The 14628-nt window shown below is 64.4% G+C and carries 14 protein-coding genes; 11 read left to right on the forward strand and 3 right to left on the reverse strand.

What is annotated here, in order from left to right; genetic code table 11:
• Window positions 1–170 precede the first annotated feature (170 nt).
• The 6 genes from FJ490_RS30115 to FJ490_RS33695 all read left to right on the forward strand — a co-directional run bounded on the left by FJ490_RS30115 (window position 171) and on the right by FJ490_RS33695 (window position 7226).
• Window positions 171–1157 carry an ABC transporter substrate-binding protein gene (locus FJ490_RS30115; protein ID WP_140525497.1) on the forward strand — a complete coding sequence of 329 codons (987 nt, stop codon included), beginning with the start codon at window positions 171–173 and terminating at the stop codon, window positions 1155–1157.
• Window positions 1158–1235: 78 nt separating this feature from the next.
• Complete coding sequence (locus FJ490_RS30120; RefSeq protein ID WP_140500631.1) at window positions 1236–2939, forward strand: iron ABC transporter permease; 1704 nt, start codon at window positions 1236–1238, stop codon at window positions 2937–2939.
• The gene (locus tag FJ490_RS30125) at window positions 2927–4003 is read left to right on the forward strand and encodes an ABC transporter ATP-binding protein (RefSeq protein ID WP_140500632.1); all 1077 of its coding nucleotides are present in this window, start codon (window positions 2927–2929) and stop codon (window positions 4001–4003) included. Before FJ490_RS30120 ends, FJ490_RS30125 begins: the two co-directional genes overlap by 13 nt.
• The gene (locus FJ490_RS30130; RefSeq protein ID WP_140558488.1) at window positions 4003–5169 is read left to right on the forward strand and encodes an MBL fold metallo-hydrolase; all 1167 of its coding nucleotides are present in this window, start codon (window positions 4003–4005) and stop codon (window positions 5167–5169) included. Before FJ490_RS30125 ends, FJ490_RS30130 begins: the two co-directional genes overlap by 1 nt.
• A complete protein-coding gene (locus tag FJ490_RS30135; protein ID WP_140729390.1) occupies window positions 5166–5921 on the forward strand; it encodes a 5'/3'-nucleotidase SurE in 756 nt (251 codons plus the stop codon). The genes FJ490_RS30130 and FJ490_RS30135 overlap by 4 nt, the downstream gene beginning before the upstream one ends.
• 657 nt (window positions 5922–6578) lie before the next feature.
• Window positions 6579–7226: a DUF930 domain-containing protein gene (locus FJ490_RS33695; protein ID WP_348640097.1), complete on the forward strand. Its 648-nt coding sequence runs from the start codon at window positions 6579–6581 to the stop codon at window positions 7224–7226.
• A gap of 9 nt (window positions 7227–7235) precedes the next feature.
• Here the strand turns inward: FJ490_RS33695 and FJ490_RS30145 are convergent, their stop codons facing one another.
• Both FJ490_RS30145 and FJ490_RS30150 read right to left on the reverse strand, forming a co-directional pair.
• A complete protein-coding gene (locus tag FJ490_RS30145) occupies window positions 7236–7910 on the reverse strand; it encodes an HAD family phosphatase (RefSeq protein ID WP_140625043.1) in 675 nt (224 codons plus the stop codon).
• An 82-nt stretch (window positions 7911–7992) separates the two neighbouring features.
• Complete coding sequence (locus FJ490_RS30150) at window positions 7993–8634, reverse strand: hypothetical protein (RefSeq protein ID WP_140729388.1); 642 nt, start codon at window positions 8632–8634, stop codon at window positions 7993–7995.
• A 191-nt stretch (window positions 8635–8825) separates the two neighbouring features.
• Here FJ490_RS30150 and FJ490_RS30155 point away from each other — a divergent pair, with 191 nt between their 5' ends.
• The 5 genes from FJ490_RS30155 (at window position 8826) to ptsP (ending at window position 13653) form a co-directional block, all read left to right on the forward strand.
• The gene (locus FJ490_RS30155; RefSeq protein WP_140517924.1) at window positions 8826–9263 is read left to right on the forward strand and encodes a transcriptional regulator GutM; all 438 of its coding nucleotides are present in this window, start codon (window positions 8826–8828) and stop codon (window positions 9261–9263) included.
• A 52-nt stretch (window positions 9264–9315) separates the two neighbouring features.
• Window positions 9316–10083 carry a PTS glucitol/sorbitol transporter subunit IIC gene (locus FJ490_RS30160; protein ID WP_140625045.1) on the forward strand — a complete coding sequence of 256 codons (768 nt, stop codon included), beginning with the start codon at window positions 9316–9318 and terminating at the stop codon, window positions 10081–10083.
• A gap of 16 nt (window positions 10084–10099) precedes the next feature.
• Entirely contained in the window at window positions 10100–11104 is a 1005-nt protein-coding gene (locus tag FJ490_RS30165) for a PTS glucitol/sorbitol transporter subunit IIB (protein ID WP_140558471.1), read from the forward strand.
• A 145-nt stretch (window positions 11105–11249) separates the two neighbouring features.
• Window positions 11250–11630 (forward strand): PTS glucitol/sorbitol transporter subunit IIA, encoded by a 381-nt coding sequence (locus FJ490_RS30170; RefSeq protein WP_140501604.1) that lies wholly within the window; start codon window positions 11250–11252, stop codon window positions 11628–11630.
• A gap of 52 nt (window positions 11631–11682) precedes the next feature.
• Window positions 11683–13653 (forward strand): phosphoenolpyruvate--protein phosphotransferase, encoded by a 1971-nt coding sequence (ptsP, locus tag FJ490_RS30175; protein WP_140729387.1) that lies wholly within the window; start codon window positions 11683–11685, stop codon window positions 13651–13653.
• A 19-nt stretch (window positions 13654–13672) separates the two neighbouring features.
• On the opposite strand, the gene FJ490_RS30180 is transcribed toward ptsP, so the two are convergent.
• A complete protein-coding gene (locus FJ490_RS30180) occupies window positions 13673–14473 on the reverse strand; it encodes a hypothetical protein (RefSeq protein ID WP_140729386.1) in 801 nt (266 codons plus the stop codon).
• Window positions 14474–14628: the final 155 nt, after the last annotated feature.

Consider the following 14628-nt stretch of genomic DNA (forward strand, 5'->3'; position numbering starts at 1 on the left):
GTCGATTGTTGCACAGTTTTGTTCATTTGTAATTGACATCGAACATATGAACATATTTTGTATATCTCACGCGCTGTGTCATCCACCAGTCATATGCGCCGTGCAGGGAGGAAGAGACAGGGAACCGGCCGGGGCCGGACCAGTCGTGCACAGACAGGACAGGAGGTCTTATGAAGACGCTATTCATCAAGCTGCTGGGCAGCCAGCTGGCGCTCGCGGCAACTTTGTTTGCCGGCATGGCAAGTGCCGAAACGTTGACGCTCTACACATCCCAGCCGGAAGCCGATGCGGCCAAGACCGTGGAGGCCTTCAAGAAGGCGCAGCCCGGCATCGACGTGGCAATCTATCGTTCCGGTACCAGCGACATCCTCACAAAGATGGCGGCCGAATTCGCCGCCGGCAGCCCGCAGGCCGACGTGCTGTTGATCGCCGATGCGGTCTCGATGGAGTTGCTGAAGAAGGATGGCCGGCTGCTGCCTTATCCCGAGGCAAAGCTCGACGGCATCGAGCCGGATGCTTACGACGCCGACAAGACCTATTTCGGCAGCAAGCTGATCACCACCGGCATCGTCTACAACACCGCGGCTGCGCAAAAACCCGAGCATTGGGCCGATCTCGCCAAGCCGGCCTATGCCGATGGTCTCGTCATGCCGAGCCCGCTCTATTCAGGTGCCGCCGCCTACCTGCTTTCGGGTTTCGCCAGCGATGCCGATTACGGCTGGGATTTCTTCCAGAAGCTGAAGGCCAACAACACCGTCAGCGTGCGCGGCAATGGCGCGGTGCTGAAGTCCGTGGCATCAGGCGAGAAGCCCTATGGCATCCTCGTCGACTTCATGGCGATGAACGCCAAGAAGAAGGGCTCGCCGGTGGAATTCGTGTTCCCCTCGGAAGGCGTTCCGGCCGTGACCGAACCGGTCGCGATCATGAAGACGGCCAAGAATGTCGACGGCGCCAAGAAGTTCGTCGACTTCATTCTTTCGGACGAAGGCCAGAAGCTGGCGCTTTCCATGGGCTACCTGCCGGCACGGGCCTCGGTCGGCCGGCCCGAATGGCTGCCGGAAGGCGTCAAGGTCAAGGTAATGTCGTTCGACACCAAGGCAATCGTCGCCAAGACCGACGCCGACAAGGCGAAGTTCTCGGAACTGTTCGGCGGCTGACAAGGCTCGGCGATCCGGGCGGGATGCCGCTTTGGCGGCATCCCCACTGCGCGCTGGTCGAATTTCAGGAAAGCAACCATGCCATCAACGATCAGGGAAAGCCGGGGCCAGGAAATGGTCCTGACGGCGGCGGTAGCCGTCGTCATCGTGCTGCTCTCCCTGCTGCCGATGCTGCGCCTCATCAAGGAGATCGTGGCACCCGGCGGCATGGTGTCGACGATGGCGCTGGAGGCCGGACTGAGAAGTCCGGCGACCTGGATCGCCACCTGGCACACGCTTGTCGTCGGCATAGGCGGCACGGTGCTTGCCGTGCTGTCGGGAACGCTGGTGGCGGTGCTCATCACGCTGACCGACATACGCGGCCGAAGCGCGCTGGTGCTCTGCTACGTCATGCCGCTGATGATCGCGCCGCAGGTCACGGCGCTTGCCTGGCTGCAACTGTTCGGACCGGCCAGCCCGTTCCTCAAGCTGTTCGGCGCCGCACCGCCGCTGGGCACCAAGAACCCGCTCTATTCCACGTCGGGCATCATCCTGCTGCTCGGCGTGCAGTATGGCCCGCTGGTGTTCCTGCTGGTGCGCGCCGGCCTGCGCAAGCTGCCGCGCGAACTGGTCGAGGCGGCGCGAGCCGGCGGCGCGAGCTGGTTCACCGTGCTCGTCACCATCGTGCTACCCCTGATGACACCGTCGATCATGGCGGCAGCGGCACTGGCCTTCGTGTCCTGCGTCGGCAATTTCGGCATTCCCGCCTTTCTCGGCATTCCCGCCAATTATCTCGTGCTGCCGACCTTGATCTATCAAAAACTGGCCGGCGGCGGGCCGGCCGTGCTCGGCGAGACGGCGTTCCTGTCGGTGCTGATCGGCATCATCGCCATGGCCGGCATTATCGCCCAGGAGGTCATGAGCCGGCGCCGCGACTACCGCATCAGCTCCACCTCGCTGCCCGCCGAGCCCTACGAGCTTGGCCGCTGGCGTCCGGTCGTCCAGGCCGGCATGTGGCTGCTGGTCGTACTGGTGTTGTTCCTGCCGCTGTTCGGGCTGGTGCTGACGTCGCTGGTTCCCGGCTACGGCATCGCGCTCAGCGCCAAGACGGCGACGCTCGACAACTACCGCTTCGTGCTGTTCGAGCACGCTGCCGCCAGCCGCGCCTTCTTCAACAGCTTCTGGCTGTCTATCGCCGCCGCCTTCTTCGCGGTCCTCGTCGCCGTGCCGATCGGCTATCTCATTGCCTGGGGCAAGCAGCGCTGGGTGCGGCTGCTCAATCTTTCGGTCGAACTGCCCTATGCCTTGCCCGGCGTGGTGCTGGCGATCGCCTCGCTGCTGCTGTTCCTGCGGCCGATCCCGCTGACCGGCATACAGCTTTACAACACGGTCTGGATCATTCTCTACGCCTATCTCGCCCGCTTCCTGGTGCTGGCCTTGCGGCCGACGATCAGCGGCTATCACCAGATCGACCGGACGCTGGAGGAGGCTGCACAAGTGGCGGGCGCGGGCCTGTTCACGCGCATGCGCACCATCGTCTTTCCTTTGGTGGCGCCGGCGGCGATCGCCGGTGGCCTGCTGATCTTCATGACGGCGCTCAGCGAGCTCACGGTCTCGGCGCTGCTGTGGTCGTCGGGTTCCGAGACAATCGGCGTGGTGATGTTCTCGTTCGAACAGGGCGGCGATTCCAACTACGCGGCGGCGATGTCCGTCATCACGGTCGCGGTCACCTTCGTGCTGATGCTGGTGACCAACCTGCTTGCCCCTCATCTTCCGAGTGGAGTTCTGCCATGGCGCGATTGACCCTGGACCATGTGACCAAGAGCTTCGCCGAGTTCGATGCGGTCAAGGACGTTTCGATCGATGTCGGCGACGGCGAATTCCTTGCCGTGCTCGGGCCTTCCGGCTGCGGCAAGACGACGTTGCTGCGGCTTGTCGCCGGCTTCGAGAAGGTGACGTCGGGCGAAATCCGCGTCGGCAGCGAGGTCGTGTCGGGTGCAGGCGGCAGCGTTCCACCAGAGAAGCGGCGGGTCGGCATCGTCTTCCAGAACTACGCATTGTGGCCGCACATGACGGTCGCCGAGAACATCGGCTATTCGCTCAAGGTTGCAAAGCTGGACAAGGCGGTCGCCCGCCAGAAGGTTGCCGACGCGCTGGCCCTGGTCAATCTACAGGGGTTAGGAGACCGTAGGCCGGCCAACCTCTCCGGCGGCCAGCGCCAGCGCGTGGCCCTGGCGCGCTGCCTGGTCGCCGCGCCCTCGCTGGTATTGTTCGACGAGCCACTCGCCAATCTCGACGTGCATCTCAGGGCCTCGATGGAGGACGAGTTCGCCGCCTTTCACAAGCGCACCGGCACGACCATCGTCTACATCACCCACGATCAGGCCGAGGCCATGGCGCTGGCCGATCGCATCGCGGTGATGGATCACGGTCGCCTGGTCCAGCTCGCGACCCCGCGCGAGCTCTATCATGAGCCGGCGAATGAAATGGTGGCCTCCTTCATTTCACAGGGCATTCTGCTTCCGGCCGACGTGCTGAGCTCCGAGGAGGCGGGTCATTGCAAGGTCCGGGTTCTCGGAACCGAGCTGGTCGTCCGCTGCCGGGCAGGCGAGCGGCCGCGCGCTGGCGCAAGGATCTGCTGCCGGTCGGCCGATCTCGACGTCTCGTCGGACGGCCCCGGCTTCGATGGCCTCGTCAAGCGGGTGATCTACCAGGGTGGCTCGGCGCGCATCGAATTTACGCCTTCCGCAGGACCTGATCTTACCTTGCATTTCGAGCAGCCCGACCCGGTCGTGCTGGAGAGCGGAGCCCAGGCGCGCCTGCGCATTAAGTCCGGCTGGGTAATCCCGGCGGAGGCGGCGTCGTGATGAAGCTGGACCTGGCCGGCGGCTTCGGCGAAAAGGGCCGCACCAGCGTTGCCGTCCGCAGCGGAAACGATCGCATCCTGCTCGATATCGGCATCAAGGTCGGGGCCACAGGGGCGGAGTACTATCCGGCACTTGACGGGTCGATCGCCGACATCGACGCGTTGTTTGTCTCGCATGCGCACGAGGATCACGTCGGTGCTCTGAGCTGGCTTTTGTCGCGCGGCTATGCCGGTCCGATTTTCATGACGGCCGAAACCCGCGCCGAGGCTCCGGCCACGCTCGCCGGCTATGCCGATCCCGGGGATCTCAAGCGATTTCCCTTTCCGGAAGATCGCATCGAGATTTTCGAACCCGGCGATTTGCTGAAGAGCGGCAATCTCAGGGTCAGGACGGGGAGGTCGGGACATGTCGTCGGCGGCGTCTGGTTTGCCGTCGACGATGGCAAGAGCCGCGTCGTCTATTCGGCCGACGTGGTGCCGGACAGCAATGTCTTCGTGATGGACGCGATCCCCGAATGCGATCTTCTCGTTCTCGACGCGTCCTATGGCGCCGATCCCGTGCCGGGTGCGGCGCGCGCCGAGGCCATTTCGGGCTGGGTGGCGCGTCATTCGAACGGATGCCTTCTGCCGACGCCGCTGTCGGGGCGGTCGCTGGAATTGATCGCGGCCTTGCCGGGACCCTTCGCCATCCACGCCGGCATGCGTGCTTCGCTCGAAGCGCAGATCGCCGCCACTTCAGCGCTGCTGCCTGGCGTATCCGAGATCCTGCGCTTGCGGCTGGGTAGTGCCGCAGACTGGACCGACGCCGACCCGCTGCCCTCGCTGCCCTTGCTGGCCGATGACGGCATGGGCGAGGCCGGGCCTTCGTCCCGCCTGCTGCCGCGCGCCGACCGGGCCGGCTTTCCGGTGTTGCTGACCGGGCATCTGCCCTCCGGCTCCCCCGGCGATCTGCTGCACAAAGCCGGCCGGGCGGACTGGGTGCGCATGCCCACCCACCCAACGCTGTCGGGCAATGTCGATATCTGGGAGAAGGCAGGGCGCCCGGAGGCGCTCGGTCATTCCTGCGCGAGCGAACTCCTCGACGACCTGAAAGCCCATATTCCGTCGCTGCGCCCGCAATGCCGCACCGGCCAGAACATCCCGGTGCGCCGAGGAAACGAGACATGAGACTCCTGATCTGCAACGATGACGGCATCGAGGCGCCGGGCCTTGCCCGGCTGGTCAAGGCGGCCGGCAGCCTGAGCGACGATTTGTGGGTGGTGGCACCCGACGGCAAGCGCACCGCCGCGGGCGCATCGCTGACGATCGCGCGGCCGTTGATCATGCGGCGCGTCAAGCCCGGCTGGTATTCGTGTTCCGGCACTCCGGCCGACTGCGTGGTGAGTGCGATGGCCTGGCTGTTCGCGGATGGCCAAAAGCCCGACCTGGTTCTGGCGGGCGTCAATGACGGGCGCAACGTCGCCGAGGACCTTGCCTATTCCGGGACGCTGGGCATTGCGCGCGAGGCGACATTCTGGGGTATTCCGGCGATCGGCTTTTCCCGGGTGAAGAATCCGGACTTCAGCGGTGTCGACGACGAGTGGCTCGGCGCGTTGATCGCCTCGCTCTGGCGGTCGCGTGAAGAGTGGGCGGCATATGGCCATTGGCTCAGCATCAACCTGCCGGCTTCGCTGCCGGCCGGGATCCGGCAGCCGCGCATCGGCCGCGACAAGATCGGCCGCAAGGCTGAAATCCTGGAGAGCGACGGCGATCGCACCGTCATCACAGTCCCGCGCGGGCGCGCTCACGCAAGTGAGCCGGGCGACGAGAACGAGGCGATCGATGCCGGCTTCGTCAGCATCAACCGGCTGAACTGGTTTGGCGAAACGCCGCTGGACGGACAGTTTCTGGACGAGATCCAGCACCAGCGGCAAGGCTAGTCACTCGTCACAGAACAGGGTCGTTGCGAATATTCAGGACGGTACGGTCGCTCGACCAGCCGTGCCAACGCCTCGACGGGCGGCGCGGCGGCGCGGATCATCCAGATCACCGAGCTGTGCAGCGGTTAAATTGCATCAATCCAAAGCCTATGCTTGAAGCCGCCGCTATTTCATTCCACATCGGTCAGCATGAAGGACGAGGCACGAGAGCGGCGTCGGGATCTGTTGTGGGCGCTGCCCGCATCGCTGATCCTGCATACGCTCCTCGCAGCGCTGGTGTTCTACAACCTGCCGAGGCCAGGCCAAGAGCCGCAGCAGGACCAGCCGGTAAATGTCGCGCTCGTGCCTCCGCCCGATCAGCCAAAACCGAAACCTGCTCCCGCACCGCCAAAGGAGCCCAAAGCCGAGAAGCCGCCGGAAACGAAGCCTGAAGAACCGCCCGAAAAGCAGTCGCGCAAGACGCCGCCGATCGAGACCTTGAGACCTGTCTTTCAGTTCGGCGACAAGGACGCCGGCCCCAGGAAATCCCTGGACGGAGCCAGCGCTCAAGACAGTTCGCCAGCGCCTGCCAAGGAGGAGACGTCCAAGCCGCCCGTGACGCCTGAGCCTGCGGAGACCAAGTCTGGCGCGCCGGCGGCCACCGAAAAGCCGGCAGAGTTGCCCGAGACCGGCGAGAAGCCGGCAACCGCCGCGAAGGATGCCGAGTCCCTGAAGGATGCTGAGGAGGCGGAAACCCCCGACGCCGACAACCAAACGGCTGCGGCAGCGCCGTTGGCCGCCGATGATGGCGATACTGAGGTCGAGCTTCCGATATCGGCTGAAAAGCCGACGCCAAAACCCGCAAATGCGCCGAAGCCCGGCTCTTCAAAAGTTTCGAAGTCCTCCAACGGGAGCGCGGGAAGCCCAACTTCCCCTGATGTCGCCAGTGCCGCGTCGCGTCGCTATTCCGGGCTTCCGGGCGTTCGCAAGCTCTATTCGCAAGACGCTACCGGCGATGCGCTGGCCACGACCTCGATGGGCGGCGTGCCGCGCGCCCAGCGTGGTGCCAAACTTTGCGCCAGCGCATTGCAGCAGCAATTGCTGGACGCCTCATATTTCCCCGACTTGATCCCAAGCGTGCCGCTGAAGGCCGGCAATATTCTCAACGCCCCGGATGTCGCTTTTCGCGCAACGGGCACGTGGTACCATCTGGGCTTCCGCTGCGAGGTCGACAGCGATGTGACCAGGGTTTTGTCGTTCGGCCTACGTGTCGGATCTGTAATCCCGCCAGACGAATGGGTTCGGCTTGGACTACCCACTCGCTAGAACAAGCTCTTAGGCGGGGACACCGAGCCCGGACAATTGCCGGCTGATCTCTTGCCAGTCGGTGCAGACGAAATCGGCGCCGGCCGCCTTCAGTCGCGCGCCATGCTCGGGATAGGTGTGGCCGCCGCCGGTGTAGCCGATCGCCGTCATGCCGGCGGCAACCGCGCCCTGGATACCGAAGGGCGAATCCTCGATGACGATGCAGTCCGCCGGATTGGCGCCCATCTTTGCCGCGGCGAACAGGAAAATGTCCGGCGCGGGCTTGCCGTTCTTAACCATCGAGGAGCTGTAAATTGCGTCGCCGAAGAACCGCGCCAGCGCCGTCACTGCCAGGCTGTGGTTTATGCGCTCGACGGAGGACGAGGAGGCAACGCAGCGGTCGCCCTCAAACGCCTCCAGAAACGCGGCGATTCCTGGTGTCGGCTTCAGTTCCTGCGAAAACAGGATCCTGGTCTCGGTCCAGATGTCGCCGTCCGCCGCCGCCGGAAACTGATGGCCGGTCAATTCCCTGATTTTGATGATGATGTCGGACTGTTTCATGCCGATGCACTGGGCGATGATGCCGCCGTGCACGCCCGGCATGCCGTGCTTTTCATAGACGCGCTCATAGGCCTTGGCGGCCAGCGGTTCGCTGTCGACGAGAACGCCGTCGCAATCGAAAATGATAGGCCTTGATCGCGCCACGCGCTTCTCCCCGGAGTTTTGCACTTTGCTACCGGCAAAAAGTCAAATGTTCAATAGCGTGGTGGTCGGGCGCCAAAATCTGTCAAAGCTGGCGTAGCGCATCGCTGGCCCGGGCCGACCCAAGCGCCCTTTGCATGGCCTGCCGCGATTGCGCGCGATCCGGCGTGATCCAGTTCGGTTCGGTGCCAAGGAAGCGGTCGAGGAAAGCCACGGCATAGGCCGGCATCTCGGTCACGTTCTCGCGATAGGACCACCATGTGCGCAGGTCGTCGGCGCATTTGTCGATGCTGGGCGCTGAGCCGAATTCCTGCTCGTAGATCGCCGAAATCACCGAAACGCAATAATTGGTGTAGAGGAACCCCTCAGGCCAGAAGCGGACGATTTCCAGCGTGCCGGCATTCTGCTCGGTCCCGACGAGATGGCTGAGGCCGGAGACTTCCCTGGCCGGCGCCTGCCGTATCAGTTCGCGCAGCACGAGGCCGGCGGCAAAGACGATGAAGTCGGCGCGGTCGATCGCGGCGAAACGCTTCTGCGCCTCCATGATCTCGACCCAGTCGAGAAAAGCCCTTGTGAGCCTGGCTTCGTCGATTTCAAAACGCACGCCGAATGTGTCGGACACCACCTTGGCGCTGCCGCGAAACGTGGCGCGGAACCAGCGCAATTGCCGCAACCGATGGCGAAGGTCGGGCATAAGGGCCAGTTCATCCCTGAAGGGCAGTTCCATTTCACATATCCCGTTTGACGACAGGCTAGCACAACCGTGCCGTCGCCGAAATCGGCCGACGGCCTGTGGATGACCATGACCGAGGTCAATATCATACATATTGACATTCTCGGAAACAAATGTTCTCACTTTGCTGTTGTCGCGCATCCGTCCAAGATGCGGTTCAATGAAGGCTTCGGGAGGAGAACCGAATGGCGATTTGGCAGTGGGGACTGCTTCTGCTGGTTATCGTGTGGGCGCTGCAGTCGCTCGGCGTCTGGCTGCAGATGCGGCACTATTCGGACGTCTTCCGGGGCGTCACCGACCAGTACAAGGATGGCTTCGTCGGGGCCGGCAATTTTCGCGGCCGGCTGGCCAAGGGCACCATCGCGCTCGTCGTGGTGACGCCGGACCTGATCGTGCGCCGCATGATGGTCATGAGCGGGCGCTCGGTATTCACCAAATTCAAACGACATCAACAATTCGAGGGTGTTCCCCTCGATCAACTCCGGTCCAACCCTGCGATCTTGGGGGAGGGGGAACCCGGTGTGGCCGAGGCCGTGAAACGGGCGATTGAACAGATCGACAAAGCACGGTCGGAGCCGGGGAAGAAGCCGGGCTTGTCCGGCTTGAACGTAGCAAGGGCCTAGAGGACGCCGCGCACCGGCCGGAATCAACCGGCGGGCGGCATAAGGAGGAGAAATGTCTGTATTTTCGTTATTGGCGCAGCATGCCGACATGGCCGTGCATAACCTGCATGTTGCAGGCACCATGGTCTCGGATGCTGCCTGGCACGGCAGGCTCGGCGTCGAGCATGCCACCGATCATCTCGTGGTGTTGGCGCAGGCGCAGACCGACAGCGCGCCTGTCACCGCCGATCAGCTGAAGGAACAGCTGAAAAACGTGCAGCAGGAAGAGCAACTCGGCTGGCTGACCGCAATCGGCAAATACTTCATCGGCATCTTCCAGAAAGGCGGCGAAGTGTTCGCCGGCTTCGTTACCGGCATCATCCCGACACTGGTGGTGCTGATGACCGCCTTCTACGCCGTCACCGAACTGGTCGGCGAGGAGCGCGTCCACGGCCTGGCACGCGGCGCCGGCAGGATCGCGCTGACCCGCTATACGCTGCTGCCTCTGCTGGCGGTGTTCTTCCTCACCAATCCGATGGCTTACACCTTCGGATCGTTCCTGGAAGAAAAGCACAAGCCCGCCTTCTATGACGCGGCTGTCTCCTACGTGCATCCGCCGCTCGGCCTGTTCCCGCATATCAACCCCGGCGAATACTTCGTCTGGGGCGGCATGCTGGTCGCATTGCTCGACCTGGAGAAGCGGGGTGTCGTCGCCGGAGGTTATCACGTCAAGGTGGCGATCTGGTACGCCATCGTCGGCCTCGTCGTCATCCTGCTCAAGGGCATGCTGACCGAGCGCATCACCGCCATCATGGCACGCCGCCAGGGCGTCGAGCTGTAAGGGCGGGGAGGACATCATGGCCAAGACATACAAAGCCGTAAGGATCTCCCGGGGCTCCACGGGCTGGGGCGGCCCGCTCGTCATCGAGCCGACCGCGCAGCGCGACAAGATCGTCTCCGTCACCGGAGGCGGCATCCATCCCGTGGCACAGCTCATCGCCGACATGACCGGCGCCACGGCCGTCGACGGCTTCAAGGCGCCGCCGATCGAAAGCGAGATGGCGGTCGTCGTCGTCGACTGCGGCGGCACCGCACGCTGCGGCGTCTATCCGCGCAAGCGCATCCCGACCGTCAACCTGACGCCGGTCGGCCAGGCTGGGCCGCTCGCCCAGTTCATCACCGAGGACATCTACGTTTCGGGCGTGAAGCCGGCCAATGTCACGATGGCGGACGGATCCGAGGCGGTCACCACTGCGGGGGGAGCAGCATCGATGAGTCCAGGCAACAACACCGCGGCCGCGGCACCACAGCCGCTACCGAGCGAAGGCGGGCTGATCGGCCTGATCAGCTCGATCGGCCGCGTCATGGGCCGCGTGGTCGGCATCTTCTTCAATGCCGGCCGCCGTACGATCGACCAGGTGGTGCGCAACGTGCTGCCGTTCATGGCCTTCGTGACCATGCTCATCGGCCTGATCCTGTACACCGGCATCGGCGACGTGCTTGCCCAGCCGATGGGACCGCTCGCCAACAACATCGTCGGCCTGCTGATCATCTCGGCCATCTGCGGCCTGCCGTTCCTGTCCCCCATCCTGGGACCGGGCGCGGTCATCGCGCAGGTCATCGGCGTCGCCATCATCGGTCCGCAGATCGCCAACGGCACGATTTCGCCGGCGATGGCGCTGCCGGCGCTGTTTGCCTACAACACCCAGGTGGGCTGCGACTTTGTCCCGGTCGGCCTGGCGCTCGGTGAAGCCAAGCCCAAGACGATCGAAATCGGCGTCCCGGCGGTTCTCATCAGCCGCCAGATCATGGGCCCGGTCTCGGTGCTGATCGCCTGGGTCGTCAGCCTGATCGTGTTCTAAGCAAATTCCGGGAAAGCCTGAAACGGCTTTCCCGGAAAAAGGGCGCGTAGCGCTTTCCTTGGGAATCGCGCCAAAGCACGGAGATAGAGGGGTTCACGGGCGTCCGTGACCCCCTCGAGGAAAGTAAGGAAATGAGGTTCGCCATATGACGGTTCTGCTGAGAACACGGGTCACTTCCATCGGGCCTGAAGTAGCGGACCTTGCCGAAGGGGGCGTGCTCATCCTGTTCGCGGATGGCTCGCCGCCGGAGCTTGCCGAGGTTTCCGTGCTCCACAAGACGGAACTCGGGCCCAGCGAAGGCGCGCCGCAGAAGGGCGCGTCGATCACCCTTGGACCTGTTTCCGCGACAATCACGGCGGTCGGCTCCAGCGCCTGGAGCAAGGTGCTCGAGATGGGGCATGTCGTCATCTCGTTCAATGGCGCCACCGAGGCCGAGCGGCCGGGCGAGATCTGCGCTTCGCAGGTCGACACCCAAGCGCTCGTGGCCGCCCTGAAGACAGACGCGATCATCACCATCGCCGCCTGAAGCATTCGCGCCGCGACCCATGTCGGCGCGGCGCCACAACAGAGTATTTGCCATGGAACGCTCGACCATCGTCAGAGTGCATGAAGGTTTGCACGCCCGTCCCGCCACGCGCTTCGTCAAGCTTGCCAAGGGTTTCGAATCCGATGTCGAGCTGGTCAAGGACGGCAAGGCGGTCAGCGCCAAGAGCTCGGTCAAGCTGATGCTGCTGGCGGTGAAGGAAAACCAGGAAGTCACCGTGCGGGCGAATGGCGCGGACGCCATTGAGGCGATCGAGGCGCTAATCGGCTATCTCGAGAATCCGAAGGCAGGTCTCGACGATGACGATCCGCAACCGGCCGCCAATACGGGCGAGGACATTGTGCCGGCGTCCGAACCCGTACCGGCTGCTTCAGGCGTGGCCGGTTTGCGCGGCGTCGCGGCGAGCGAGGGCGTCGCCATCGGGCCTGCCTTCGCGCATTTTCCGCCTGACATCGCTGGACAGGGCCGCATGCTGCAGGCGGAGGAGATCGCCGGCGAGATCGACAGGTTCCGCGCCGCCGTCGCCGCCGTTCAGGCGCGCATGGACAAGGCGCTGGCGCAGGACACCCTGTCCGCCGGAGATCGCGGCATCATCGCGGCGCTGCGGGACATCGCCGCCGACGACAGCCTGACCGGCGAGGCCGAGAAGGCGATCAAAAGCGGCAATGACGCTGTCTCAGCCGTCATCACCGCCGCCTCCACCATAGCCGCCGATTTCAGCGCGGTCGATGATCACTATCTCAACGCGCGCGCCGACGACTGCCATGCGGTCGGACGACAGATCTGTCTGGCGCTGCTCGGCCAGGATGACGCCAGCCTCGAAAATATCCCCGAAGGCGCCATCCTGATCGCCGACGACATCGGCGCCTGGGACCTGGCGCGGGCGCCGCTGAAGCGCATCGGCGGGGTGGTGTGCGGCCATGGCGGGGCCACCTCGCACATTGCCATCATCGCCCGTTCGCACGGCATTCCGGCAGTGCTGGGCCTTGGCGACCAGATCAATGCCCTGCGCAGCGCGCGCGAGGTGGCCGTGGACGGCAATGGCGGGCAGGTGATCGTCGACCCCGATGCGGCGACCCGCGCGGACTTCGCCGCCCGCGTCCAGGCGGCGGCCAAGGAGCGCGCCGGACTGGCCGTGTTCAAGACCGTGACGCCCAAACTCGCGGACGGCAGGATCATCGAGGTCGCCGCCAATATCGGCTCGCTGGAGGAAATCGCGGCAGCGCAGGAAGCCGGCGCCATGGGCGTCGGCCTGTTCCGCACCGAGCTTCTGTTCATGCGCCATATGCATCTGCCCTCCGAGGACATGCAGGCCGAGACCTATGCGGCGCTGGCCAAGGCATTCGCGCCCTATCCCGTCATCGTGCGCACGCTCGACATAGGCGGTGACAAGCCGATCGCCGGCATCGAATTTCCCGACGAGGAAAATCCCTTCCTCGGCTGGCGCGGCATTCGCATGTGCCTCGACCGGCCGGATATCTTCAAGCGCCAACTCAGGGCGCTGCTCAGGGCAGCCGTGCACGGCAACATCAAGGTGATGCTCCCGATGGTCTCCGACATATCGGAGGTACGGCAGACGCGGGTTCTGGTTGCCGAGTGCGCGGCGGAACTGAAGGCGCAAGGCGTGCCGCATGCGGCGTTCGATCTTGGTGTGATGATCGAAACGCCGGCCGCCGTTCTGATCGCGCCGGCGCTGGCGAAAGAGGTGTCGTTCTTCTCGATCGGCACCAACGACCTGACCCAGTACATCATGGCCGCCGACCGGCTCAACCCGACCGTGGCCAAGCTCAATGATGTCGCCAACCCGGCCGTCATGTCGGCGATCGAGTTGACGGCAAGAGCCGGCGTGGCCGCCGGCATCATGGTGGGCATGTGCGGCGAGGCGGCCGGACGCCCCGACCTCATCCCGGCCTTTCTCAAGATGGGGCTGACCGAGCTCTCGATGAGCCCGGCCTCGATCCAGCGCGCCAAGAAGACCATCGCGGACATGGCGCTCGGGCGATAGTCTCGGCCAGAACCGGCAGCTACGGCAAATGGGCAAGCAAGGTGGCGAAGACAGGTGTCAATTCATCGACCGGGCTCGCCTTGGCACAGGCCTTGACGATGCGGTCGTGACGGATGCCGGCCGCCAGAACAGCGGTCTCCAGCATGTCGGGCTCAGGCGCACCGTCGCTGGCCGTGGTGGCCAGGCCGCAGGCCAGGACGACGGGGGCCAAGCAAGCTATGTCGAGCGCCCGGTCGCCGATTGCATCCGGTTCGGCTTCGACAAAGCGGACAGGACGGTGGTTGAGGCACTCGACCAGCAGCGCCGCACAGGCAGCGGCGACGGCCGGCAGCGCGGCGGGGCCGGGTCTGGCGGGCATCGCGGCCAGCAGACCGGCGTGGCGTTTTTGCATGGCGGCGTGGACGGCGGCGAAATCCGCCTCGTGGATCCGGGCATTGTCGATCTTCAGGGCGGCGAGCACGGTCCTGGTCAGATAGTACATGTCGCGCCGGAAGACGCGCTCGGCGCTGGACTGGCGTTCGTCGTTGCCGGCCGGGAAATAGATGCCAAGGCCTTTCACAGTCGTTCCGTCGATCTTCGTCGGGCGGTCATGCGGGACAAAGGATTCGGCGATCGACAAGGCTTCGTCGACGGCACTGGCGGCATGGCCGAGCAGGCCTTCGATACCTTTGCCCGGGAACGGCGGCAAATGGCTGGTTGCTTCCCGCACGAGATTGGCCTCGCTGTCGCTGTCGTGGCGGCTCTGGCGAATGATGTCGCGGACGTCGCGCAGCCGGTCCTTCAAATTGACGCGGACATCCCTGGAGATTTGTCGGAGCATCGCGAATCGCCTCAAAAACGTCCACCGGCCTCGGCCGCCGAGAGCCGGCCGCTGACCCTACATTGTTCCTATCGATTGGTAGATCAATAGGCGATATTAAACCAGCGTGGAGAATCGGCGAGTGACTCCTACATCGCCGAGCGGGGAGAAGACAG

The sequence above is a fragment of the Mesorhizobium sp. B2-5-11 genome (assembly GCF_006440835.1).
Lineage (GTDB): Bacteria > Pseudomonadota > Alphaproteobacteria > Rhizobiales > Rhizobiaceae > Mesorhizobium.

Bases quoted from the DNA above. Each gene is read 5' to 3' on its own strand.
- FJ490_RS30115 (WP_140525497.1), top strand. From the start codon at position 171: ATGAAGACGCTATTCATCAAGCTGCTGGGCAGCCAGCTGGCGCTCGCG.
- FJ490_RS30120 (WP_140500631.1), top strand. From the start codon at position 1,236: ATGCCATCAACGATCAGGGAAAGCCGGGGCCAGGAAATGGTCCTGACG.
- FJ490_RS30125 (WP_140500632.1), top strand. From the start codon at position 2,927: ATGGCGCGATTGACCCTGGACCATGTGACCAAGAGCTTCGCCGAGTTC.
- FJ490_RS30130 (WP_140558488.1), top strand. From the start codon at position 4,003: ATGAAGCTGGACCTGGCCGGCGGCTTCGGCGAAAAGGGCCGCACCAGC.
- FJ490_RS30135 (WP_140729390.1), top strand. From the start codon at position 5,166: ATGAGACTCCTGATCTGCAACGATGACGGCATCGAGGCGCCGGGCCTT.
- FJ490_RS30150 (WP_140729388.1), bottom strand. From the start codon at position 8,634: ATGGAACTGCCCTTCAGGGATGAACTGGCCCTTATGCCCGACCTTCGC.
- FJ490_RS30155 (WP_140517924.1), top strand. From the start codon at position 8,826: ATGGCGATTTGGCAGTGGGGACTGCTTCTGCTGGTTATCGTGTGGGCG.
- FJ490_RS30160 (WP_140625045.1), top strand. From the start codon at position 9,316: ATGTCTGTATTTTCGTTATTGGCGCAGCATGCCGACATGGCCGTGCAT.
- FJ490_RS30165 (WP_140558471.1), top strand. From the start codon at position 10,100: ATGGCCAAGACATACAAAGCCGTAAGGATCTCCCGGGGCTCCACGGGC.
- FJ490_RS30170 (WP_140501604.1), top strand. From the start codon at position 11,250: ATGACGGTTCTGCTGAGAACACGGGTCACTTCCATCGGGCCTGAAGTA.
- ptsP (WP_140729387.1), top strand. From the start codon at position 11,683: ATGGAACGCTCGACCATCGTCAGAGTGCATGAAGGTTTGCACGCCCGT.
- FJ490_RS30180 (WP_140729386.1), bottom strand. From the start codon at position 14,473: ATGCTCCGACAAATCTCCAGGGATGTCCGCGTCAATTTGAAGGACCGG.